At 48.3% G+C, this 23,072-nt stretch carries 19 protein-coding genes; 11 read left to right on the forward strand and 8 right to left on the reverse strand.

Features of this window, described 5'->3' with window-relative positions:
* Nucleotides 1–20: 20 nt before the first annotated feature.
* The 4 genes from cobT (at nt 21) to NST38_RS07505 (ending at nt 4,257) form a co-directional block, all read left to right on the forward strand.
* On the forward strand, nt 21–1,142 hold the full coding sequence (gene cobT, locus NST38_RS07490; RefSeq protein WP_076251752.1) for a nicotinate-nucleotide--dimethylbenzimidazole phosphoribosyltransferase: 1,122 nt from the start codon (nt 21–23) through the stop codon (nt 1,140–1,142).
* Nucleotides 1,139–1,699: a bifunctional adenosylcobinamide kinase/adenosylcobinamide-phosphate guanylyltransferase gene (cobU, locus tag NST38_RS07495; RefSeq protein WP_076251579.1), complete on the forward strand. Its 561-nt coding sequence runs from the start codon at nt 1,139–1,141 to the stop codon at nt 1,697–1,699. The genes cobT and cobU overlap by 4 nt, the downstream gene beginning before the upstream one ends.
* Complete coding sequence (gene cobS / locus NST38_RS07500; protein WP_076251581.1) at nt 1,696–2,586, forward strand: adenosylcobinamide-GDP ribazoletransferase; 891 nt, start codon at nt 1,696–1,698, stop codon at nt 2,584–2,586. The genes cobU and cobS overlap by 4 nt, the downstream gene beginning before the upstream one ends.
* A gap of 69 nt (nt 2,587–2,655) precedes the next feature.
* Complete coding sequence (locus tag NST38_RS07505) at nt 2,656–4,257, forward strand: cobyric acid synthase (protein WP_076251584.1); 1,602 nt, start codon at nt 2,656–2,658, stop codon at nt 4,255–4,257.
* 126 nt (nt 4,258–4,383) lie between these two features.
* Here NST38_RS07505 and NST38_RS07510 read toward each other — a convergent pair whose 3' ends face one another.
* The gene (locus tag NST38_RS07510; protein WP_076251586.1) at nt 4,384–6,084 is read right to left on the reverse strand and encodes a methyl-accepting chemotaxis protein; all 1,701 of its coding nucleotides are present in this window, start codon (nt 6,082–6,084) and stop codon (nt 4,384–4,386) included.
* Nucleotides 6,085–6,436: 352 nt separating this feature from the next.
* Here NST38_RS07510 and NST38_RS07515 point away from each other — a divergent pair, with 352 nt between their 5' ends.
* The 3 genes from NST38_RS07515 (at nt 6,437) to NST38_RS07525 (ending at nt 9,447) form a co-directional block, all read left to right on the forward strand.
* The gene (locus NST38_RS07515; protein WP_076251589.1) at nt 6,437–7,834 is read left to right on the forward strand and encodes an L-cystine transporter; all 1,398 of its coding nucleotides are present in this window, start codon (nt 6,437–6,439) and stop codon (nt 7,832–7,834) included.
* Nucleotides 7,835–8,208: 374 nt separating this feature from the next.
* Nucleotides 8,209–8,892 (forward strand): queuosine precursor transporter, encoded by a 684-nt coding sequence (locus NST38_RS07520; RefSeq protein WP_076251591.1) that lies wholly within the window; start codon nt 8,209–8,211, stop codon nt 8,890–8,892.
* 201 nt (nt 8,893–9,093) lie between these two features.
* Nucleotides 9,094–9,447 carry a hypothetical protein gene (locus tag NST38_RS07525; protein WP_036610715.1) on the forward strand — a complete coding sequence of 118 codons (354 nt, stop codon included), beginning with the start codon at nt 9,094–9,096 and terminating at the stop codon, nt 9,445–9,447.
* A 291-nt stretch (nt 9,448–9,738) separates the two neighbouring features.
* On the opposite strand, the gene NST38_RS07530 is transcribed toward NST38_RS07525, so the two are convergent.
* The gene (locus tag NST38_RS07530) at nt 9,739–10,827 is read right to left on the reverse strand and encodes a M24 family metallopeptidase (RefSeq protein ID WP_076251593.1); all 1,089 of its coding nucleotides are present in this window, start codon (nt 10,825–10,827) and stop codon (nt 9,739–9,741) included.
* Between the two features lie 262 nt (nt 10,828–11,089).
* Between NST38_RS07530 and NST38_RS07535 the strand changes: the two genes are divergently transcribed.
* Complete coding sequence (locus tag NST38_RS07535; protein WP_076251595.1) at nt 11,090–12,310, forward strand: PQQ-dependent sugar dehydrogenase; 1,221 nt, start codon at nt 11,090–11,092, stop codon at nt 12,308–12,310.
* Between the two features lie 570 nt (nt 12,311–12,880).
* On the opposite strand, the gene NST38_RS07540 is transcribed toward NST38_RS07535, so the two are convergent.
* Nucleotides 12,881–13,612 (reverse strand): MBL fold metallo-hydrolase, encoded by a 732-nt coding sequence (locus NST38_RS07540; protein WP_076251596.1) that lies wholly within the window; start codon nt 13,610–13,612, stop codon nt 12,881–12,883.
* Nucleotides 13,613–13,668: 56 nt separating this feature from the next.
* Nucleotides 13,669–14,211, reverse strand: a complete 543-nt coding sequence (locus NST38_RS07545; protein ID WP_036610708.1) for a hypothetical protein — start codon at nt 14,209–14,211, stop codon at nt 13,669–13,671.
* 104 nt (nt 14,212–14,315) lie between these two features.
* Between NST38_RS07545 and NST38_RS07550 the strand changes: the two genes are divergently transcribed.
* The gene (locus NST38_RS07550; RefSeq protein ID WP_076251598.1) at nt 14,316–15,179 is read left to right on the forward strand and encodes an SDR family oxidoreductase; all 864 of its coding nucleotides are present in this window, start codon (nt 14,316–14,318) and stop codon (nt 15,177–15,179) included.
* A 47-nt stretch (nt 15,180–15,226) separates the two neighbouring features.
* On the opposite strand, the gene thrS is transcribed toward NST38_RS07550, so the two are convergent.
* The 3 genes from thrS to NST38_RS07565 form a co-directional block, all read right to left on the reverse strand.
* Entirely contained in the window at nt 15,227–17,227 is a 2,001-nt protein-coding gene (gene thrS, locus NST38_RS07555; protein ID WP_256720038.1) for a threonine--tRNA ligase, read from the reverse strand.
* Nucleotides 17,228–17,699: 472 nt separating this feature from the next.
* On the reverse strand, nt 17,700–19,460 hold the full coding sequence (locus NST38_RS07560; RefSeq protein ID WP_076251600.1) for a sensor histidine kinase: 1,761 nt from the start codon (nt 19,458–19,460) through the stop codon (nt 17,700–17,702).
* Nucleotides 19,457–20,218 (reverse strand): response regulator transcription factor, encoded by a 762-nt coding sequence (locus NST38_RS07565; protein ID WP_076251601.1) that lies wholly within the window; start codon nt 20,216–20,218, stop codon nt 19,457–19,459. The genes NST38_RS07560 and NST38_RS07565 overlap by 4 nt, the downstream gene beginning before the upstream one ends.
* 382 nt (nt 20,219–20,600) lie before the next feature.
* Between NST38_RS07565 and NST38_RS07570 the strand changes: the two genes are divergently transcribed.
* Nucleotides 20,601–21,701: a M23 family metallopeptidase gene (locus NST38_RS07570; RefSeq protein WP_179087874.1), complete on the forward strand. Its 1,101-nt coding sequence runs from the start codon at nt 20,601–20,603 to the stop codon at nt 21,699–21,701.
* 132 nt (nt 21,702–21,833) lie between these two features.
* Entirely contained in the window at nt 21,834–22,337 is a 504-nt protein-coding gene (locus NST38_RS07575) for a GNAT family N-acetyltransferase (protein WP_036610704.1), read from the forward strand.
* A 116-nt stretch (nt 22,338–22,453) separates the two neighbouring features.
* Here NST38_RS07575 and NST38_RS07580 read toward each other — a convergent pair whose 3' ends face one another.
* Nucleotides 22,454–22,945 (reverse strand): DinB family protein, encoded by a 492-nt coding sequence (locus NST38_RS07580; RefSeq protein WP_076251602.1) that lies wholly within the window; start codon nt 22,943–22,945, stop codon nt 22,454–22,456.
* Between the last annotated feature and the right edge of the window lie 127 nt (nt 22,946–23,072).

The following is a 23,072-nucleotide window of genomic DNA, read 5'->3' on the forward strand; positions in this document are numbered from 1 at the left end:
ATGAAGGAAGTGCTGGTTGTATGAATAATGAACAGGTGTTGGAGCATTTAACAAGTAAGATTACTGCTCCTGACCAGGAAGTGGCGGCAGAAACCTCTGCGCACGTGGATTCGTTGACGAAGCCGCCGGGGAGTCTGGGCAAATTGGAAGAGCTGGTGATCCGTCTGGCAGGCATGACTGGCAATGCACGTCCGCGTTTTGATCACAGGGCGGTCATTGTCATGGCCGCAGATCACGGCGTAGTGGAAGAGGGCATCAGTGCTTTTCCTGCTGAAGTGACCCCGCAGATGGTCCTGAATTTCCTCGCTGGAGGTGCGGCGGTGAATGTGCTTGCCCGTCACGCCGGAGCAGATGTGATCTGTGTGGATATTGGTGTGAATGCCGATCTTGAACATCCGGACCTGCTTTCCCGTAAAATTCGTAAAGGCACGGCCAACATGGCCCGGGGTGCAGCGATGACCCGGGATGAGGCAGTCAGCGCTATCCTTGCAGGAGCCGAAGTTGTATCAGCAGAGGTGGCGAAGGGAACACAGCTGTTTGTCACCGGGGAGATGGGAATTGGCAACACCACCGCAAGTGCTGCGGTAATGAGCGCGTTAACCGGAGTTGCACCAGCTGCCGCTGTGGGGAGAGGTACAGGGATTGATGATGCAGGCTTGCAGCGCAAGGCTGCTGTAGTCAGCCGGGCGCTTAGCGTAAACGCACCAAACCCGGAAGATGCACTGGATGTTCTGTGCAAGGTGGGTGGACTGGAGATTGCCGGACTCACAGGGGTTATCCTCGCAGCAGCTGCTCATCATTGTCCGGTCGTTGTAGACGGGTTCATCTCTACCGCCGCAGCGCTGGTGGCGAGACAACTTGCACCTCTGAGTACAGCTTATATGATCGCTTCTCATACCTCACACGAAAATGGACATGAAGCGCTGCTGCGTGAACTGGACCTGAAAGCGATGCTGGATCTGGACATGCGTCTGGGTGAAGGCACGGGCGGCGTGCTTAGTCTTCATCTGATTGACGCAGCCTGTCTCATTCTGAATGAGATGGCAACCTTTGCAAGCGCGGGTGTCTCGGATGGAACAAGCCCTGCTCCAGATTCCGTTGCGTCGGTTGATTCATCCCTGCAAGGAGAGAGTTCACGATGAGTGTACTGGTGACAGGCGGCGCACGCAGTGGCAAAAGCTCCTTTGCCGAGCGTCTCTGCATGCAGCGTTCCTCGGAGGCGTGGTATGTGGCGACAGCTCAGGCGTACGATGATGAAATGCGTGAGCGTATCGCGATGCATCAGCATCAGCGGGAGGCATCAGGGTATCTGTGGCACACGATGGAGGAACCGATACATCTGCCTGCTTTGATAAGCCGCATGGGTGAAGGGCATACAGGGACTTCTGCACCCACCATTCTGGTGGATTGCCTGACGCTGTGGCTGACAAATGTTTTGTTAGCGCATGAGCATGACGAGAAGCAGGTGTTACAGGGACATTTGGACGCGTTGGTTGAAGCGATTCGAACCTATCCCGGTTTGCTTGTTTTGGTTACAAATGAAGTGGGAGATGGGATCGTACCGGAATATGCCCTTGGCAGGAAATATCGGGATTTGGCCGGTGTACTGAATCAGCGTATTGCGGCGATATGCGGTGAAGTGTTTCTGGTGACCGTAGGCATTGCGATTGAACTAAAAAGCAAGGAGTACCGCTTATGAAGGATGGCACGCCTGCTCCTCAGCGCAAACATGCGGCGGCAGCCGCTTTTCAATTTTTGTCCCGTTTCCCTGTCAAAATGCAAATCGATTTTGTCCCGCCATTGCTGCGGGAAAGTGTAGTCTTTTATCCGCTGGTCGGTGCTGCGATTGGTCTGTGTGTCTGGCTCGCGGGAGCCTTAAGTGGTGCAGTGCTTCCGGCCTTTCCGGCTGCCGTCCTGACCCTGACGTTATGGGTATGGCTAACCGGAGGGCTCCATCTTGACGGATGGATGGATACGGCGGATGGCTTGCTCAGTTATCGTACACGTGAGCGGATGCTGGAGATTATGAAGGACAGCCGTGTCGGGGCAATGGGCGTGATCGCCTGCGTGTTGCTTCTGATGATGAAGGCTGCGCTGATCGCCGATTTTATTGCCCGGGGCCAGTGGGTGTACGGTGCGCTGCTGATCCTGCCCATGATCTGGAGCCGCTGGTTCATGGTGTATGCAATGTCGGCCTGGCCGAATGCGCGCGAAGATGATGGACTTGCCGTATTGTTTAAAGGTCTGGGTGAGAGGAAGGAGGTCCAGCGTGCACGAAGTTCAGCTGTGGGCCTGACCTTGGTCGCAGGGGCACTTACGTTTGCCTCGGTGTGGCTTTTCAAGCCGGATATGGGGATTGCGGATGCGATGGTGAGTGGGCTGGGAACACTGCCATGGTGGCTATACCCGGTGACGGCAGTTATTATACTGCCTGTGGCGTGTTATTATATCGGCCGATTCGTGGCTGCCCGGATCAGTGAACGGCTCGGTGGTTTAACCGGGGATACGTATGGTGCCATGAATGAGCTGCTGGAGGCGGCTTTGTTGACCGTGCTGAGTGTGCTTCAAGGACTGTTCTGGCTGTAACTTTTGAAATATGAAGCAGTATGGAAAGTGTTACGCATGAGGTTGGGAGTAAGGTGATCTGGATATAACATGGAGACAGGGGGAGAGAGCGTGGAAGATAAGCCATCACAACCAGCGGCGGTACTGATGCTGCAAGGAACGGCTTCCGATGTGGGCAAAAGTGTCATCACAACGGCATTGTGCCGGATTTTTAAGCAGGATGGCTTCAAGCCTGCTCCGTTCAAGTCACAGAATATGGCATTGAATTCCTATGTGACGGAAGATGGCAAGGAGATTGGTCGGGCCCAGGGGGCACAGGCCGAAGCCTGTGGTATTGAGGCGACAACCGATATGAATCCAATCCTGATCAAGCCGGTGAGGGACATGCATTCGCAGATCGTGGTACATGGTGTACCTTTTGCCCAGATGAGTGCATCGGACTACCGTCAGCATTTCCTGCCTGAAGCAAAGCAGACGGTTATGGATGCGTTGAACCGGCTACGGGATACCTATGATATTGTGCTGATGGAAGGAGCGGGCAGTCCGGCCGAGATCAATCTGAAGGACCGGGATATCGTCAACATGAATCTGGCAGGCTGGGCCGATGCGCCGGTGATTCTGATCTCCGATATTGATCGGGGCGGAGTGTTTGCTTCCATTGTAGGTACGCTGGAGCTGCTGGAACCCCATGAGGTGGCGCGAGTCAAAGGGTTCATTATCAACAAGTTCCGCGGTGATCTGTCCCTGTTGCAACCAGGACTCGACTGGCTCGAAGAACGGACAGGCATTGCAGTATTAGGTGTTTTGCCTTACATAAGAGATATTCAGATTGAAGCAGAGGATTCGGTGGTGCTGGACTCCATGCGTCATGGTAAATCCGGCAAAACCGAGCTGGATCTGGTGGTAATCCGATATCCGCGAATTTCCAACTTTACAGACTTTGACGCACTTTCCCGTGAACCGGATGTGAATGTGCGTTACGTGACCTCGCCAGAGGAATTGGGTAGTCCGGATGCCATTCTTCTACCAGGTACGAAGGATACCATAGGTGACCTGGCATTTCTGCGTGAGTCTGGGCTGGAGCAGGCGATTGCGAGCCAGACCGAGCGTGATCATGTTCAGCTCGTAGGAATATGTGGCGGATACCAGATGCTGGGACGTCATCTGAAGGACCCGTTTGCTGTGGAGGCCAATCAGATCCAGGAAGCAAAAGGACTTGGCTGGCTCCCGCTATCGACAACATTTCTTCAGGAAAAGCAGACCGTCAGAGCTTCCGGACGGGTGCAGCCTGATCACCCGATTCGTCTGTATGGTGAGCAAGATGTAGCAGATGCTTCATTACCCATTAACGGATATGAGATTCATATGGGCGTTACGGAGTGTCACGAGCCTGAACGTGTAACCGCATTGTTTGAAATCTCGCATCCAGGTGGTCAACCTTTCCAAGAAGGCTGGGGCTCAGTAGATGGCAGCGTGTGGGGAACCTACCTGCATGGTTTGTTTGAAAGTGATCAATTCCGACGTTCGTGGCTGAATGCCTTGCGTGCAGGAAAGGGGCTGGCTCCACTTCAGGAGACGTATAGTGCGCATGAGCGTAAGGAGATGGAGTTCGATCGGGTAGCTGAATCGTTGCGTTCAGCATTGGATATGAAGCGTGTGTACGAGATTATGGGTGTTCAGGCACCCGAGTGAAACAACAATACCCCCATGTCGGACAAACCGTTCTATAGAAACGGAATGTTAGCGGCATGGGGGTATTGTATATCCTATGATTAAATGAGGTTTAAAACAGGTGATGATAGGTTAATGGTTAACCTGTTAGTTTATTTTGAAATTTTTCATAGCGGATTGCAGCTCTACAGCTTGTTCATGCAGATGACGAACTGTATTCGAATGTGAGTCCATCTCGCTGAGCTGCAGATCTGCTGTTGAAGCAATCTGTAACATGCTCTCACGGGATTTGGTCGTAATCTGTGCCGTTTCTTCAACGGATGCACTCACTTCTTCAGCACCAGCAGATACTTGTTGTGTAGAAGCCGAGACGGTCTGAATGGTCAGATTCACGTTCTGAATCAATTCATTCAGTTGCTGGAAGGCAGAGCCTGCTTGTTGAACGACCCTTGTGCCTGAACCAATCTCCTGGGTTACACGGTTCATGGCATCAACCGAGCGTTCAGCATCTTCACGAATGGTACCCAGATAATCCGAAATTTCTTCGGTGGCTGTCTTGGATTGCTCGGCAAGTTTGCGAACTTCTCCAGCAACAACAGCGAATCCGCGGCCATGCTCTCCGGCACGTGCTGCTTCGATGGAGGCATTGAGTGACAGCATGTTAATCTGTTTGGTGATTTCAAAAATCGAAGCAACAATGGTGCCGATGGCTACCGAACGTTCATTCATAGTTTCAACATATCGCAACGATTCGCTTGCTGTCTGGCCTACACGCTCCATCTGCTCAATGGCATTCTGAGCCAGTCGGTTACCGTTAACTGCCTCGTTGGCTGCTTCACCAATCTGGTCAGACACTTCAGCAGAAGAAGAAGCAATATGCATGATACCTTGCGTAATTTCTTCCATAGCTCTGGCGTTCTCGGATGCGCTTGACGCAATGCTGATGCTGCCTTTTTCTGCATCTTCTGCAGAGCGGCTGGAGTTTCGAACCATACCGGACATCGATTCAACCCGCTGAAGCAGGTCATTGGAGCCTGATACAACTTCATTGGACGTGGACAAGGCACGGCTAATCATTTCTTTCAGGTTATGCGTCATCGTCTGGAAGCTTGCGGCAAGCTGGGCAATTTCATCTTTACCTTTGATCTCTAGTTCAGCGGTCAGATCACCCTGGGATATTTGTTTGCTATGTTGGACGAGCTTGATGATTGGTTTGGTAACTCTTTTGATCATACTAGTGGAGATAAGCCAGCCGAGCACAAACACTAATGCTGTAATCCCAAGGCACAACCAGAAAATCTGGGTAATCTTGTCTTGAATGAACTGGGCATCCATGCTCACAGCCATAATCATGTTACTTCCTGCAATGGGGATAAAGGCTGCTTTATGTACACCAAAGGAATCGGAGTAGACCTCGCTGATTACCATTTCTTTGTTCTCAATAGCTGCATTCATTGCGGGTTCTACACTAATTTCATCCTGGGCTTTCATGTTTGAAGAAGGGTTGGCCACAACGACTTTGGCTGAGCCATCTTGAATAGCAACAACGTAAGCCGCATCCAAATTATGTTCTTTTGCTTTATCTGCCAGGTACGATTCCACGGTCATGGCAGCACCTTCAGAACCGGCTCCGCCACTCTGTACCTGTAGGATTTTGGATGCTGAAGTATTCTTGTATATATCCTGAATGGACGTGTTTAGGACTTTGTCAAACTGCGGTAGCACGTAGCTTTGAATAATATTCATCGATACGGCATAAAAACTAATACTGAACAACAGGGAAGCAACCAGCAGAACGAGGAACAAGGTGCCTCTGATTTTACCGGCAACGGTGCGATTACGAAACATATGATCATCCTTTCACGTCAAGTTCATTAACATTGTCGCTTTTCCGTAATCCTAAGACCTATCTACCAATGAAGAAAGACCTAAATTGAACATTGAGAAAACTTGGGAATAAGCGGATATACCTATATTACAAAATTAACCGGAGGTTGAATAGAACAATTTTCACGATTTGGTGTATTTTTTTCAGAAATAGATGAATCTGTTACATGCATATTACATAATATCAATTAATACCTACCAGAATAGTTTGTTATATGTTATATTGTAAAATGTCTTTGTCGGAAGTACAAAAGATAGAAGAGAAAACCGGATATTCTCCGGTTACACACATGCCTGAGGAGGATTTAAAGAAATGGATACTTTTCTAGTCATATTGAATGTAGTGGTTATACTTGCCTTACTTGGTATCCTCTACTGGATGCAGAAAAAGCATATCTCCTTTACGAAACGCGTATTTGCGGGTCTGGGACTGGGGGTTGTTTACGGGGTTATTCTTCAATTGGTGTACACATCAGGTTCTGATGTAGTTACGAAATCAGTCGATTGGTTCAATCTGGTCGGTTCAGGATATGTTCGTTTGTTGCAAATGGTCGTGATCCCATTGATCATGGTGTCGATCATTTCGGCCATTATGAATCTGAAGGGCAAACAAAATCTCGGCAAAATGAGTGTTTCCATTATTGCCATTCTGTTGATCACCACAGCGATTGCCGCAGGGGTCAGCATTGTGACCAGTCTGGGCTTCAACCTGACTTCCATTGAGATTCAAGGAGGAGACCGGGAGAATGCGCAGATTCAGAAGGTGGAGGAACGGCTTGTTGATGTGAAGGATCAGACCATCCCTCAGCAAGTGTTGGAATTCATTCCTTCGAATCCATTTGCAGATATGACAGGAGAACGTCGTACATCCACACTGGCGGTGGTTATCTTCTCCGCGTTTATCGGTGTAGCCGTTCTTGGACTGGATCGCAAAAAACCTCAGCAGGCGGAGACGTTCCGCGGTATGGTTAATGCGGTATACGCGGTGGTTATGCGAATTGTTACACTGGTGCTGAGGCTTACGCCTTACGGGATTTTAGCACTGATTACAAAGGTAACGGCGACAACCAATGCGGAAGAGATATTAAAGCTCATCAAATTCGTGATTGCATCTTATATCGCGCTGGCGATCATGTTTATTATTCACCTGATCATTATCTCGCTGTCTGGGTTCAACCCGATTACGTATTTGAAGAAGGTGCTGCCAACACTGGTATTTGCCTTTACATCCCGTTCAAGTGCAGCGGCGATCCCGCTGAATGTGGAGACTCAGACGAAGAAACTCGGCGTATCGGACGGCATTGCGAACCTGTCTGCAAGCTTTGGGGCTACGATTGGGCAAAACGGGTGCGCCGGGATCTATCCGGCCATGCTGGCGGTGATGATTGCTCCGACGGTCGGCATCGACCCGCTGAGCTGGGACTTCATTGTGACTTTGATCCTCGTAGTCATGATCAGTTCGTTTGGTGTGGCTGGCGTTGGCGGTGGGGCAACCTTCGCTTCCCTGATCGTATTGTCCACCATGAATCTGCCTGTGGCTCTGGTTGGACTGCTCATTTCCGTGGAGCCGCTGATCGACATGGGTCGTACAGCGCTTAACGTGAACGGGTCGATGACATCAGGACTCGTAACGAGCAGAATTTTGAAGGAAAACGATCGGGACACGTTTAACGATCAGAGTCGTGAGCTGGATTCTGCGGCTCAGGCTTAATACAGAATGGATTAGATAGAAGCTCACATTAAGATAGCTAGAGCCGTCTACAAATCAAGTGAGAAAAGCCGTCCTTCGGAGGAATCCGGAGGGCGGTTTTTTTTGCGGCAATCAAACTATGCTGTGCACAGTGGTGAAGCAGTCTTCTTTTTCTATACACGGTGCAAGGGGAATAGAGGTAGGAAAAACTAGTATGGTCGAGAGGGAAGCGGAGGAATATAGAAGGGGTCGTAGTCACTCAGGCACGCTTGGAGTTATTTAGTTCTGTTCATGGGACGAGAAATGTGATAGAGTATTCATGTTTTGGCCCTGAGCCAAACCGCGGTTCGTAACCATCCCGCGTAATCAAAACTAGGAAGGCAGTGTATGTATTTATGTTTAACTTAGGGTGGGGAGCAGTTTTTGTTCTCGTAACTTATGGATTTTTCCTGCTGTGTTACCGCTTGTTCGGTAAAAAAGGTCTCTATGCCTGGATTGGTGTGGCTACGGTTATAGCCAACATTCAGGTGACCAAAACGATAGATATCATGGGAATTGTACTGACGTTAGGCAACACGATGTATGTCAGCATGTACCTGACCAGTGACCTTCTTAATGAAAAATATGGACCAGGTGAGGCACGCAAGGCCGTATGGTTTGGATTCTTCACGCTCATCATGACAACGGTTCTGATGCAGATGGTGTTGTTCTTTGAACCGGCACCAACAGACTTTGCACAGGAATCTATGGCGAAGTTGTTCGGTCTGCTGCCACGTTTGGCACTCGGAAGTCTGACAGCGTACTTCATCAGTCAGTTCCTGGATGTACGATTGTACTCCTGGCTGCGCAAGGTGGCCCCAGGGCGCAATCAGTTGTGGATTCGCACCAACGGTAGTTCGATCATCAGTTCATTTGTGGATACACTGGTGTTCTGCACAATCGCGTTTGCGTTCATCTATCCTTGGGATGTTTGGCTGGAAATCTTCCTCACGACGTATATTATCAAATTTGTATTAACTGCGGTCGGAACGCCGTTTCTGTATGCTGCACGTAGCTTTAAGTTTAAGGATGAAGCTTAGACAATATTCAAAGAGTATCACTTGAAAAAAACCTCTGCGCGGTCAATTGTAATTCGGACTCTGCAAGGTTTTTTTTCATAGAAAAGACCCGAAACAAGAAAATCCTTTTTACATTTTTATGAAAAAGTTATAATATAAACGACCTGTCGTTATGAGCGTGTATCAATAGGAACGATCATTTCATACAAAGGGGAATCGCACATGTACTCTACACTGCGTTATACACTGGAAAGCAATGGCACAACCTACGAGAATGATAGCATTAATGCCTCGTTATTGGTGGAGTTGATCTCCAATCTGGAATTGCAGGAATTCGTAGTACTTGTACCTTCCGAGCTGGTGGAGGGAAGTATGTATATGCAGGCTGCTGCGCTTGAGGAACCAGGGCAGATGGTGGCGGAGATTCGTTTGCAGGAAGGCGAGGACGGTTTCCGACATTACAGCTGCAGAACAACAGATACGACTGGGATTATTCAATGGTTTCTGGATTACTGGGGGAAGCAACAGCTGCCACAGCTGGAGTCTTGGCAGGATATCACGCATGAGTTTGACTAATGGTAAATGAGTGAGCAGGAATAAAATTACGTAGAATGCAGACGGAGTAATTTAGGATATGCTTTGTATTAATTAAAATCCCGCAATCCATGATATTTATGGATTTGCGGGATTTTTGCGTTCGCGTGTGTACGTGCTACTTTTTCTGTATACAGGCCTGAGGCGTACGCGAAAGGAGTATATTATTTTGAAGATACGGTTCAGCACAGTTTTGTGCAGTTTAGTTCATGATGCATAATATCGGCTAAGCATTGATGTATCTGGGCTATTTTTGACATAGATCCAATTGGATTAGTCAGTAAGGATTTGCAGTTCTTTTGGATATGTCGTCAGAACTTCGATACCCGTCTCGGTCACAATTACATCATCTTCGATACGGACGCCGCCTGCTGCGGTATAGATGCCCGGTTCAATCGTGAATACGGTACCTTCATTCAGGATGTCCATATTCTCTCCATGAAGAGAAGGATACTCATGTACGTCGATACCCAATCCATGGCCTACTCTGTGCATGAAACGTTCGCCGTATCCCGCTTCTTCCGTGACCTGGCGTGCTGCACGATCCACTTCGGCGCAGGTAATGCCTGGTTTCACGATTTGGATAGCAGCTTCGTTTGCTGCGAGCACAGTGTTATAGATGGTTTTGAGTTCAGGAGAGATGTCACCAAAGGCGAATGTACGTGTGATATCCGAGGCATACCCTCCAGCATACACACCCATGTCAAACATCAACAGGTCACCATGTTGCAGTTTCCGTTCACCCGGTGTACCGTGTGGCAGACCTGTTTTGGGTCCCGTGAGCACCATGGTATCAAAGGAAGGACCATCGGCACCCAGCTTTTTCATCTGATACTCCATCTCTGCGACAAGTTCGATCTCGGTTACGCCTGTGCGAACATGAGAGAGTCCTTGACGCAATGTTTCTTCAATCAGATAAATGGCGTGGCGAATGCGGGCTACCTCATCCGGTGTTTTTTTCACACGTAATGTGCGAAGCAGGGGGCCAACATCTTCAAAGCTGGCAGCACCGAGAGCGGCGGTCAGTTGTTCATAACGTGCGACTGTTACGTATTCTTTTTCAAGACCTACCCGGCCCAAGCGCCCCTGATAACGATCAAACAAAGCGTATGGGTTATCGGTATCCGTGTGAGTGGCAATGTTGGATACCGAGGAAGCGGCAGCGGCAGCTTCTGCGTCCAGTGCGGGTACAATCAACAGGGGCTCTTCGCCGCTTGCGAGCACCAGACCGAGGAAGCGTTCATGCGGATTGCTCGCAAATCCAGTTAAATAGTAGATATGTTTTGGATCTGTGATCAGCATGGCGTCCAATCCTTGCCCGGACAGATCGGCTTCAAGACGAGATAAAGGGTTTTGATTCATAAGTGTAGTTGTCCACCTTTCCATTCATACTATCCTTCTATTATAAAAGATTATGATGGAATTCCAAACTGCGGTGATTTCATATCGTCGGAATACCTTGAATTCTCGGTTTAAGCGGCTGGTATGAAGGGTAATACAGGGCGAAACCGCTTAACAGATGAATAATAACACCACAACAATAGAGAGCAATCCATTAATAATACGTTGAAGCTTGACTTATTTATTTTATACAGAAGAACGAAATACGAAGGGAGATGTAATCATGAATAATCGAGTAACCGTTCCGCTGTATGCTTCATTATTAAGTGTGGCACTGTTAACCGCGTCATGTTCTTCAGGCGAACCTTCTACGGGAGGAACAGAGCAGACGTCTCAGGGACAGGGAACAGGTCAGGGACAGACGGCCAACGGAGGCAATACCGGTGCAAGTGGAAATGAGAGTGGAGCGCAGGGAGAGACGGTTATTCCGTATCAGGCTTCCGTACTGGTTGAAGGACTGAATGCACCATGGGAGATTGTGAGTGTGCCTGATGGTCGGATGTTTGTAACGGAACGCCCTGGTGCGATTCGGGTCATTGAGGATGGAAAACTAGCACCTGAACCACTGATTGATTTCTTAGCCCCGTTTAATGAAGAAGGTGAAGGAGGTGAAGGAGGTCTGTTGGGCCTTGCAGCTGATCCGGACTTTGAGGAGAACGGTTACTTGTATGCATACCACTCCTATCTGGAAGGCGACGATATTGCGAATCGGGTGTTACGCCTCAAGGTGAATGATGGCAAAGCGGTCATAGATCAAGAGTTGCTTGGTAACATTCCAGGCGGAACGAATCATAATGGTGGGAGGATCAAAATTGGCCCGGACAAGTTGCTCTATATCACGACAGGTGAGCGTTATGAACCGGAACTGTCACAGAACAAAGATAGCCTTGGAGGTAAAATATTGCGGATAGGTCTCGACGGATCGATCCCAGCAGACAACCCATGGCCGAATTCACCTGTATACAGTATGGGACACCGTAACGCACAGGGACTGGCATGGAATCCGGAAAACGGTTACCTCTATTCCACGGAGCATGGTCAGCGTAATCATGATGAGATCAACCGGATTGTGGCCGGAGAGAATTATGGCTGGCCCGAGGTAGAAGGAGACGACGATGACAATGGCGCATATCAGGCTCCGCTTGCACATAGTGGGAACGATACATGGGCGCCGTCTGGTGTAGCTTTTGTAGAAGAAGGACCTTGGGCTGGATCACTGATTGCTGCAAATCTGCGTGGAGAGCAGCTGCTGAAGGTCACTCTTTCGGAAGATGGCACACAGGTGGAGAAGGTGGAACCCATCTTCGAAGATGAATGGGGCCGGATTCGTAATGTGAGTGCTGGTGAGGACGGGAAGTTATATGTGCTTACGAACAATCGGGATGGACGAGGATCGCCACGTGATGGAGATGACAAGCTGATTGTACTAACTCCGGAGAGCTGAGTCGGGGTCAGGGGAGAGAAAATCAGTGTTGTAGGACAACGTCGAACCGAACTCGTCTCCCCGTAAGGTAGTGGATGGAGTAAGTTTAAAACGAACGGTTGCCGCTTATCTTGAGCCAAAGCCCTGAAGTGCTCTGAATCTGAATCGCTCTAAATAAAATTTTTCTAAAGAACCTGACGCACCTTAAATAGAGGTTTGGCGGCGTTCATAGAATTTAACGAACCTCAGCCACGCTATAATGCCAAAATTCACTCGAAACCTGCGGAAAAACCAATGAAATGAGTAACTAAGGTGTCTGGAGTTCGTTAGAAAAACTTGATACTCAAAATACTGCGTATAGGGTGTCTGAGATTCGTTACAAAACAACACCAGTGCAGTAGAGTAGTAGAAGTGCGTGGTTAACTAAAGGAGCTGTCCCCGTCAAGTTCATGACATTGGGACAGCTCCTTGATTGTAATGTATGTGTCATCCTAATCTTGAATGAGCTACAACGCACAATGCCGCACGAAGAGAAACAGCGTTAATAGGATGCGTTATCGTTCCAAAAAACTCACAGCTCCGCGTTCTTTACTACTCTGCGCTCTCCGCAAGTGTGGCAATACGCTGAGCCGGATCATTCATGTACTCTCCACCGTGATAACAGAGAACCTTATTGAGCTTAAGGTCGGTCAGTTTCTTCAGGCTTCGCAGCGCTTCAGGCATGTCCGGTGTCGCTTGTGGTGCAGGGCCAACCAGTTCATCATCGACCACACGAAGTTCATCGGCAACGAGCAGGAACTGTTGCTCCCCGAAATACAGGCAGATATGACCTGGTGTATGTCCCGGTGTATGAATGACCTGTGTACCACCTTGAAGGGGTAATATGTCCCCGTCTGCCAGCGCTCTGCTAATGTTCACTTCAGGGAGCTGCAAGAGCAGTTGATCTGCCAGTGCCAAAACGGGCGCGGGTAGCAGAGCACGACGTTCAGGCGTGAACTTGATCAAAGGTTTCTCACCTGTTAGATATGGAATCTCATCGGCATGTGCCCAGATTTCCAGATCAGGGATGGCATCCAGCAGAGCTCCCAAGTTACCGATATGATCGATGTCCTGATGAGTAATAATCACACGTTTGACGTCCGAGAGCTGTACGCCCTCTTGTTCCAATGCGGATTGAAGTTCTGCAAATTGTCCGATCATGCCTGTATCCACCAAGGTAACGCCATCTACATCACGAAGCATGACGGGGAATATGGGGCTGTTCCCGGAAGGTGTGGGAATCTGAAGATTTAGCACAGTAATCGAAGTTGTTGGATGGCTCATGGTTATTCGGACCGTAGTCCGGTACACCTCCTTATATTTTTTAGCGATGATTGTTGTTATTCAGGGCGATTATATTTCAAGTGTTTTCTATATTTTTTTACCGTATGGAGCAGTGCTTCGAACGTTTCTTCTTCATTACTGCCGTCCTTAACGATGGTGACAAATGAGAAATTATCATGAACAAGTTTGTTCCTCGTCTGAAACACCAGACTAAGGGCTTCAGCGAAGTTTTCTTTTTCGGGTTCCAGAGCAATGAACTCTTTACTCAGTTCGGCCTGAATAATCTCCATGTTGGAGCGTGCACGGTAGGCAGGAGTTTTCATCAGCTGAGTCGAATTAAACTTTTTCTGATATACGTCTCTGTACAGTTGATGTAACATTTGTTCAATAATGGCGCATAGTTCGATGACCAGTGAAGCATATCTTCGGTTTTTACGTTTTCGGGTGAGCTCACGTGTTTCTTCTTTGTCCAAAATACCGTATTTTTCATACAGCGTAGAATCAACGTTCTGCAAGATTTCCTGATATTCCTGTTCGAGTAGTGCGATTTCAAGTTTGGCTTGTTTTTTAACTTTTTTAAAATCCTCTTTGGTCAGCATACTTGTCCTCCCATGGAAACCGAGATGTGATCCTATCATTATCTCATATTGTCCGTCGTCGCGCCTCTAATTTCGGAACCTCAGGTTCAGAAGGGAAGTACCTCATGTCCAATCAGACAGCAATTGTAACAGGAGCTAACTCAGGTATGGGGTTGGCAACCACCATTGAACTTGCAAGGCAAGGATATCGCGTAATTATGGCATGCCGCAGTGAGAAGCGCGGACAGGAGGCTCTTCAGGAAGCTGTGCGTCAGTCCGGTTCTTCTGCGATTGAATTGATGCTGTGTGACCTGGGTTCACTCGAAAGTATACGCCAGTTTGCCGGCACATTCCGCGAGCGTCATGATCACCTTGACGTTCTGGTTAATAATGCGGGGGTAGTGATGGTTAAGCGGAAGGAAACCTCAGACGGGTTCGAACAGAGTATCGGCATTAACCATCTGGGACATTTCCTGCTGACCTTACTTTTGATAGAACCTCTGAAAGCTGCGAAGCAGGGACGGGTTGTGAACGTTTCGTCAGGTGCCTACAAGGCCGGCAAAATCCACTTCGAAGATCCACATCTGCACAAAGGTTATAATCCGATCAAAAGTTATGCTCAATCCAAACTGGCGAACGTGCTGTTCACTCGTGCACTGGCTAGCAAACTGTCAGGTACGTCTGTCACAGTGAACTGTCTACACCCTGGTGCGGTGGGAACGAGTATTGGCGTAGATCGCAATACCGGATTTGGCACACGCATTATGGCGTTTGCAGGTAAACTTCCATTCTTTCTGTCCCCTGAAGAAGGGGCGCGAACGGCTGTTTATCTGGCCACAAGCCCTGAAGTCGTCGGCATCACCGGTCGTTACTTCTATCAACAGAAAGAGCAGCAGCTGAAGGCACATGCCGTTGCCGATGCTTCAGCTGAGCGTTTCTGGACGTGGAGCGAAGAACAGGTGGGGCTAAGAGATGACGAGAAGTTGTAATTCAGCACAAGCTGATGAGTGACTCATGAATAGAGTCGTTACATATTTTATACTTTTGCCTTCACAGCTTGTTGAATCATTTCGATAACAGCTTCAATACGTTGGATGCCTTGATCTCCCTGACCGTATGCACGGACAGAGGCGGATGAGGCATTTTTCTCATTCTCACCAAGCACGAGCGAATAAGGCACTTTTTCCATCTGGGATTCACGGATTTTGTACCCGAGCTTCTCGCTACGAAGATCTGTTTCTACCCGAATGCCCGCAGCACGGAGTTGGCTCTGTACTTGGAGTGCATAGTCTTCGTAATGATCTGATACAGGCAACAGCTTCACTTGCACAGGTGCGAGCCAGAGTGGAAATGCTCCTGCATAGTGTTCAGTCAGGATGCCGATGAAACGATCGATGGAACCGTAGATGGCACGATGGATCACGACAGGACGGTGTTTCAGACTATCTTCGCCAATGTAAGTGAGGTCGAACTTCTCCGGCATTTGAAAATCAAGCTGGATTGTTCCGCACTGCCAGCTACGCTTCAGCGCATCGAGGATATGAAAGTCAATTTTCGGTCCATAAAAAGCACCGTCCCCTTCGTTAATGCGATACTCCACGCCCCGACGATCTAGTACATTTTGCAATGCGCGTTCCGCTTGATCCCACAGCTCTTCCGATCCCATGGAATCTTTCGGACGAGTGGACAATTCAATCTTATATTCGAATCCAAAGATATCGTACATACGTCCGATCAGTGAGATCGCCTGATTGATCTCGTCCTCGATCTGCTCTGGCATGACGTAGAGATGGGCATCATCCTGGCAGAATGTCCGCACACGCATCATGCCGTTCAGGGCACCTGAGAATTCATGACGGTGAACCTGACCAAATTCCATCATGCGAATTGGTAATTCGCGATAGGAATGAAGTGTATTTTTGAAGATCAGCATATGCCCAGGACAGTTCATCGGTTTCAGTGCAAAAGTGGCATCGTCCACTTCTGAGAAATACATATTGTCCTTGTAATGCTCCCAGTGACCGGATTGCTCCCACAGACGATTGTTCATCATAAGAGGAGTCCGAACTTCCTGATACCCTTCCTGCAATTGCAACTCACGGGAGAACTGCTCCAGTTCAGTGCGAACAGTCATACCTTTGGGCAGATAGAAGGGCATGCCGGGCGCTTCTTCGGAGAACATGAACAGTTCAAGCTCTTTGCCAAGTTTACGATGATCCCGTTTCTTTGCTTCTTCGAGCATGTGCAGATGTTCATCCAGTTGGGCTTTGTTCGGGAAAGCAGTGCCGTAGATACGTTGCAGCATCTTATTATCCGAGTTACCCCGCCAGTACGCACCAGCTACATTCAACAGCTTGAACGCTTTGATCCGACCAGTGGATGGAAGATGGGGACCGCGACACAGATCGAAGAACTCTCCTTGATCATAGATCGAAAGCTCGGCGTCCTCTGGCAAATCCCGAATGAGTTCAAGCTTGTAAGGGTCCTGGATTTCTCCGAAGATACGGAGGGCTTCCTCCCGGTTAACGACCCGGCGACTGATCTTATGATTTTCCTGAATGATTTTGTTCATTTCCCGTTCAATGGCAGCCAAATCACTGATGGACAAGGCATGCTCCAGATCAACATCGTAATAGAATCCATCTTCAATGACTGGGCCGATACCCAGTTTCACTTGTTCTGCACCGTAAATGCGTTTGAGCGCCTGTGCGAGCACATGTGCTGCGCTGTGACGATAACGATACAGACCTTCCGCACTTTCTAAAGTAACGATAACAAGTTCGCAATCTTGCTGGAGCACCCAATCGAGATCGACATTTTGAACATCTACAATACCGCCGATAGCCTGTTTCCCAAGACTTGTACTGATAGATGAGGCAACCGCACCTACAGTGATGCCTGCTTCGTAAGAACGTATCGCGCCACCTTGCAGATGGACCTCAATGGAATGACTGGATGGTTGAAGATCATTTGCTTGGTTGTTTATTTCGTTACCTGATTTGTTGCTTACTGAGTTACTGTTTTCTTGTTTGCTCATGTGAACCACTCTCCATTTCTTAAAATGAAAGCGCAAAAAACACCCGTCCCGGAAAAGGGACGAGTGCGCTTGGCTCGTGGTTCCACCCTAATTTTGGTTATGGTGCACCCTGCTCTCGGCCAGCCGCCGGAACAGAAAACATCATAACCCTCATTGGAATCCGTTATCGGGGATCAGGCGGTGAACTCTACTGGCAACAAGCCAAACATCCGAGGGAAGTTCGAAATGCTGAGGTTCGAGGTCACGGCTGCAGAGGGGTAATTCCGGTCCGTTCGCTGAAGAAGGTTTCACCAATCCCCTCTCTCTCTGGGCAGCACGCAAACGAAATCATGTCTCTGGTCATCGCCAAATATGTTAGATCAACTCATTCAAATTATTCTGAAATGTGTTGCATTCAATATTAATATATTGGAACAGGTGTTATTGAGTGTCGATTATATAGACTGAAAATGGAAAGGTCAAGCGGAACATTTTAATTGGTTTCGGACGGCCCATCCCATATTAAGCGAATGATCGTTCCTTCACCAGGGGTGGACTGTACCTCAATACGACCATTCATGGCTTCGATCAAACCTTTGGTTACCGCCATGCCCAGCCCTGATCCAACGTCCGATGTACCTGTATCTGTACCGCGATAGTATCGTTCAAATAACTTCCATACCATCTCGGAGTCCATGCCTCTTCCATTATCGGCAAACTGAATGCTGAATTCATCTGATTGCTTACCAGAATGCACACTGACAACCAGGATGGACTCGGGCGGATTATGAAGAAGGGCATTGGCGGTCAGATTATCCACAATTCGTTCAAACGACGGAATATGGACAAGTCCATACACAGGCACTTCGGAAGGTTGAAATAGGATGCGACCTTCCCCATATGCCGGATTCCGTTCTGCGCGCTGGATCAGATCACGGAGTAACGTATTTACGTCAGTCTCTTCCACCACAGGTTGATATCCACCACTGCGTAATCGATAGGTCATGGCAAGGTCGTTGACAAGCCTGTCCATATACATGGACTTATCGAGCATTATGCCTGCGAATTCCCTGACTTCCTCCGCGGTCCAGCTATACTTATCCGCCTCAAGCATATGAGCATATCCCTGAATGGAGGAGAGGGGGGTCTTCAGGTCATGTGTTATGCCAGCAATCCACTCCTCCCGCAGAGAATCGGTCTGTTTCCGAAGTTCTTCATCTTGCTTCAAAGTATGAGACAGGGCCTGCATGGAGCGAAGCACTTCAGCATACACGTTGTATTTTCGCTTCCACTTTCCGTTACGACGCTGACTGCGAGGCACTCCAAAGGCTCCGGTAGGTTCCTCGTAATGTCCTCGTTCCAGACGCTGTAACCATTGGAGCATATGCAGCATGGGTGAACCGAATCGGTTGGCATACCAGAAGGCAAGCAAAATGAGCAGAATGATGATGGATACAATCAATACAACCAATGCCGGTTCCAGAATAAAATTGTAGGGGTTCTGATCACTGTTCAACGCCGGATCAACAGGGATGCTAATCAGCCAAGTGGTTTCACTCTGTTCGTCGTACCACGTTGCAACAGACAGGCCAGATCGACTCGGATAGCGAACTTGCAGAACGAGTTCCTGAATGGTGTATTCGGTCGGTACGCCCATGGCTGGTTTGTTGAAGGAAGAAATTTCACGTCCTGACGGGTCCAATATTTGAAGATAAGCATTGGCAGTACGAAGGGCCTCCTGTTGGTTGGGCTGAAGATTAAGCTTCCCGTTGGTAAAAGCAAGATCTGAACGAATGTTATTCATTAAGGACTTGGCCGGGTTACGCTCACCATATAACAAGGTAAAATCCTTTCCGTTCTTCTCCCGGATCAGCATGGCGATCTGATAAGGGAACGGCTTCTGGCTTTCCCAGTATGCAATCAATTCCCCCGGTTTATAGTGAGTAGGAACATCGGCAGGTGTGTGATATTCATCAATGGCGTAACCTTGTTCATCCAGAACCTGGAGCCAGCCTTGATTTTTGTCCACTTGCTTCAGCAATTCGGGGTCATATCGGATGGTGTCATCCGGCATGATCTCTGCTGTACTAATCAATTGGTCCAGACCGTTAAGAGCAAAATCATCGATCAGATTCACTTCATTTACCTTTTGCACGACCCAGTAAGTGGCTACAGAACCAAGCAGGATGATAAGAACGACTGCACCGGCAAGCATCCCGATAAACCGGGTCATTAACCTGCGACGAATACTCATGGGCGTGACACATGTTCCGGCTGAATCAGTTTGTACCCCAGACCCCGGACGTTAACAAGAAACACCGGATTGGAAGGATCGGCTTCAATGCGCTCCCGAATGCGGTGAATATGAACCATCACGGTATTGTCATCACTAATGGCTTCCGAGCCCCAGACCCGCTCATATAGATCTGATTTGGTGAAAATTCGATTGGGATGTTTGCAGAAAAAGAGTAACAGTTGGAACACAAGTGCCGGACAAGATACGGACTCACTTTCAACACGAAGTTCACCAGCCCACTCCAGCACTTGAAACCGTCCAAAGTCGTACACGCCTTCCGATGTGCTGGGAGATGACGTATTTACGTTAGATGGGACATGATCCGAGATCGCTACGCTTTTAGATGGTAAATAACGCTTCAGTAATGATTTAATTCGAGCAACGACTTCCAGCGGATTAAAGGGTTTGGCGACATAATCGTCGCCACCAACGGCGAATCCGGTTAATTTGTCATAATCGGTTGTTTTGGCCGTTAGAAACAGGATGGGCGCATCGGTGACCTGCCGTAGAAAAGGACAGATTTCCAGTCCACTTTTGCCAGGAAGCATGATGTCGAGCACGATGCAATGATACGTCTTGTTGTTACATGCCTCGATGGCAGCTTCGCCTGTTGTAACGGTATCAATATCGAGAAACTGCTCTTTGAGCAGAACGGTTTTGAGCATATGCAGAATAGCCTGTTCATCATCCACAAGCAGTAATGAGACGTTATCCATAGTTTAAAAATGACCTCCTGATCCTTCCGTTGTGTGTATTGCTAATCATACCATCCAAGAAGGCTGTATAGCGTACGAGCTATCTTAACGGAATCTTAATTATACAACCTCAAAAGGCGTTGCAAGTTTAACTACATGTAAGATGGGGTTAGACGAAGGATAAGACTCATTCTGTACACTTAACTGGAAAGTATAACGATTAGGGCGTGTCTAAAAACTCCGAAGGGAGCAGATTTTGCCGAATTTTCGTTCCAAGCAAGGAAGTTTTCCGCAGGCGTGCCGGGGCACGTCAAGGGAAATTGACGCAGCAGGGGGCGAAAAGGCGGTAAAAGATGCACTTCAGCGAGTTTTGAGACGCGTCCTAGCAGAAGGGATGTTGAGAATGAACAGAGAAGGTCATCTGAAATCAGAACAAAATACACATTCAAAATTACAGAATAAAAAGGGCTGGAAGGTGCTTGCGATTACCCTTGGAGCTTGCGTGATATTGTCTGCTTGCGGCAACAGTAACTCCATTACTTCCGACCAGGCGGAGCAGCAGTCAGCCGAACAGGCGTCCAATAATGAAGCGAGCGAGAACTCCAATCAGGAGCAGAACTCAAGTTCAGAGGTGAGCGCGGTGGTTACACCGGACAATTTCATAGATACGCTGATGAACGGTTCAAAGGATGCAATCTATAATCAATTCTCTCCCGAATTGAAGGGGACGTTAACGCTTGAACAGTTCAAAACGACGGCCGATCCTTTTTTGGAGGGTGTTGAATCATGGGAGCAAGTGGTAGACGCCAAAATGAATCAAATATCTGAGGTGGCCTGGAAGGATCAGACTGGGACGAAAGGAATTCGAGCCTATTTTTCCGAAGAAAATCAAATTGAAGGTCTCTCGATCCAACCGCTGCAAGCTCATGAGGACACGGATGCCAAATTCACCAAAACGGAATTTCAATTGCCGATGAAGGGGGAATGGTACGTATTCTGGGGAGGCAATGATGCCTTGTCGAACTATCATTATGAGCATGAAACCCAGCGGTATGCGCTGGATATCGTTCGGACCAAAGAACAATCCAGTTATCAAGGTGATGCAACGGCAAACGAAAACTACTATGCTTTTGGTGAACCACTTTATGCAGCTGCCGATGGTACTGTCGTCGAGATCAAGAACGATATACCGGACAATGTGCCGGGTGTCATGAATCCGGAAGAACCGGCTGGTAACTATGTGGTAATCGACCATGGCAACAGTGAATACAGCATCACCGGGCACATCAAGAAAGGCAGTGTTTCGGTCAAAAAAGGAGATAAGCTCAAGCAGGGGGACCCTATCGGTGAGCTTGGTAATTCGGGAAATTCCAGTGAAGCTCATCTGCATTTCCAGGTATCGGATGGCCCGGATCTGTTCACATCTCGCTCAATTAACATTCGTTGGGCAGACCAGAGTCAGCAGTTCACTCGTGGGAACACAATACAGGGACTTCCAGAGTAATGATGGTGGCGTATCGCCCGCGGTATTGATGAGTAATTCTCTGTCAGAATGTTAGAGGTGACGAAAACTTCTCTTCTCCGTTATAATATCCTCTATGATAATAGAACGATCTGGAATGATGGAGGAATAGCGATGAAACTGGAAGATGTGCAGATTGAATATGCGCGCCTGGAGGACTTGCCGAGGATTGTGGAGATTTATAATTCTACTATTGAGGGCCGTATGGCAACAGCGGATTTGGAGCCAGTGACGGTGGAGCAACGTTTGCCTTGGTTCGAGGAACATACACCGGAACATCGTCCGCTTTGGGTGATGAAGCAGGCAGGACAGGTGGTAGCTTGGGCGAGTCTCAGCTCGTTCTATGGACGTCCTGCGTATAATGGAACGGTGGAAGTCAGTGTATACGTGGATCAGCAATGCCGCGGAATTGGGGCTGGTGGACGTTTGCTCGAAACGGTATTTGCGGCATGTCCTGCACTTGGAATTAAGACTATTCTTGGATTTGTCTTTGGGCATAACGAACCGAGTCTGGGGTTATTGCGCAAGCATGGTTTTGAACAATGGGGTTATTATCCCGAAGTGGCCGTGTTGGATGGTGTGAATAGAGATCTGGCGATTTTGGGCAAAAAAATATAAGTGTCGTTCTTATTCGTAACATAAGAACACTGAAAACCTCCAACCTAAATTAATAGGATTGGAGGTTTTTTTGTCGTTCGACTATATTCTATGCTATGTGAAAGTGTAGGTTGTGTTTACACGCCAAGCTGCTTTTTAATCTCTTGAATCTGTCCCAGATGACGTTCCTCATGATAACTTGTAAAGTCAATCCATTGGGTAAGATCCATCTCACCAAATACGGGATGAGGAAAGGACTTGCTGCGCAGCAGGTCAGGATCATGATCCAATGCAAAGTTGTTTAACGCTTGGTGAGATTCGTCCAGATCACTGCGGACGTCTGCAAGTGCTTCAGGCGCTGCTGGAGGCTGAAGATGGGGTGGTGCCTCGACGGAGCGGCTGCGGTCCAACGATAATTCATATGGTTTTTTGTCCACAGACACCGTCTGTTCCTTCTCGAGGGCCAGGCGGGCTTGTTTTCCAATAACATTTTCCATCAGATTCAGATGTCGTAGTACTTGCATAATACTCCATTGTTGGGGTGAAGGTTTTCGGTTCAATTGTTCTTCTTCGAGTCCAGAGACTGCTTCCCAGATTTGGTTGCGTATATTGTCATTACGAGTAAACATTGTGGAATCCTCTCCTTATATACAGGTTCTATGATGCGGGTAGTCTGTGTATGTTCATTACCCCAAATGTGGATGCTTATTCTATAAGCATTGAGAATGGAAAGAGTGAATGCGAACCTGGGCAACA

Source organism: Paenibacillus sp. FSL H8-0104 (assembly GCF_038050215.1).
Lineage (GTDB): Bacteria > Bacillota > Bacilli > Paenibacillales > Paenibacillaceae > Paenibacillus > Paenibacillus amylolyticus.

What these genes read in the sequence shown, in the direction of transcription:
- cobT (WP_076251752.1), top strand. Translation starts at nt 21, where the DNA reads ATGAATAATGAACAGGTGTTGGAGCATTTAACAAGTAAGATTACTGCT.
- cobU (WP_076251579.1), top strand. Translation starts at nt 1,139, where the DNA reads ATGAGTGTACTGGTGACAGGCGGCGCACGCAGTGGCAAAAGCTCCTTT.
- cobS (WP_076251581.1), top strand. Translation starts at nt 1,696, where the DNA reads ATGAAGGATGGCACGCCTGCTCCTCAGCGCAAACATGCGGCGGCAGCC.
- NST38_RS07505 (WP_076251584.1), top strand. Translation starts at nt 2,656, where the DNA reads ATGGAGACAGGGGGAGAGAGCGTGGAAGATAAGCCATCACAACCAGCG.
- NST38_RS07510 (WP_076251586.1), bottom strand. Translation starts at nt 6,084, where the DNA reads ATGTTTCGTAATCGCACCGTTGCCGGTAAAATCAGAGGCACCTTGTTC.
- NST38_RS07515 (WP_076251589.1), top strand. Translation starts at nt 6,437, where the DNA reads ATGGATACTTTTCTAGTCATATTGAATGTAGTGGTTATACTTGCCTTA.
- NST38_RS07520 (WP_076251591.1), top strand. Translation starts at nt 8,209, where the DNA reads ATGTTTAACTTAGGGTGGGGAGCAGTTTTTGTTCTCGTAACTTATGGA.
- NST38_RS07525 (WP_036610715.1), top strand. Translation starts at nt 9,094, where the DNA reads ATGTACTCTACACTGCGTTATACACTGGAAAGCAATGGCACAACCTAC.
- NST38_RS07530 (WP_076251593.1), bottom strand. Translation starts at nt 10,827, where the DNA reads ATGAATCAAAACCCTTTATCTCGTCTTGAAGCCGATCTGTCCGGGCAA.
- NST38_RS07535 (WP_076251595.1), top strand. Translation starts at nt 11,090, where the DNA reads ATGAATAATCGAGTAACCGTTCCGCTGTATGCTTCATTATTAAGTGTG.
- NST38_RS07540 (WP_076251596.1), bottom strand. Translation starts at nt 13,612, where the DNA reads ATGAGCCATCCAACAACTTCGATTACTGTGCTAAATCTTCAGATTCCC.
- NST38_RS07545 (WP_036610708.1), bottom strand. Translation starts at nt 14,211, where the DNA reads ATGCTGACCAAAGAGGATTTTAAAAAAGTTAAAAAACAAGCCAAACTT.
- NST38_RS07550 (WP_076251598.1), top strand. Translation starts at nt 14,316, where the DNA reads ATGTCCAATCAGACAGCAATTGTAACAGGAGCTAACTCAGGTATGGGG.
- thrS (WP_256720038.1), bottom strand. Translation starts at nt 17,227, where the DNA reads ATGAGCAAACAAGAAAACAGTAACTCAGTAAGCAACAAATCAGGTAAC.
- NST38_RS07560 (WP_076251600.1), bottom strand. Translation starts at nt 19,460, where the DNA reads ATGAGTATTCGTCGCAGGTTAATGACCCGGTTTATCGGGATGCTTGCC.
- NST38_RS07565 (WP_076251601.1), bottom strand. Translation starts at nt 20,218, where the DNA reads ATGGATAACGTCTCATTACTGCTTGTGGATGATGAACAGGCTATTCTG.
- NST38_RS07570 (WP_179087874.1), top strand. Translation starts at nt 20,601, where the DNA reads ATGAACAGAGAAGGTCATCTGAAATCAGAACAAAATACACATTCAAAA.
- NST38_RS07575 (WP_036610704.1), top strand. Translation starts at nt 21,834, where the DNA reads ATGAAACTGGAAGATGTGCAGATTGAATATGCGCGCCTGGAGGACTTG.
- NST38_RS07580 (WP_076251602.1), bottom strand. Translation starts at nt 22,945, where the DNA reads ATGTTTACTCGTAATGACAATATACGCAACCAAATCTGGGAAGCAGTC.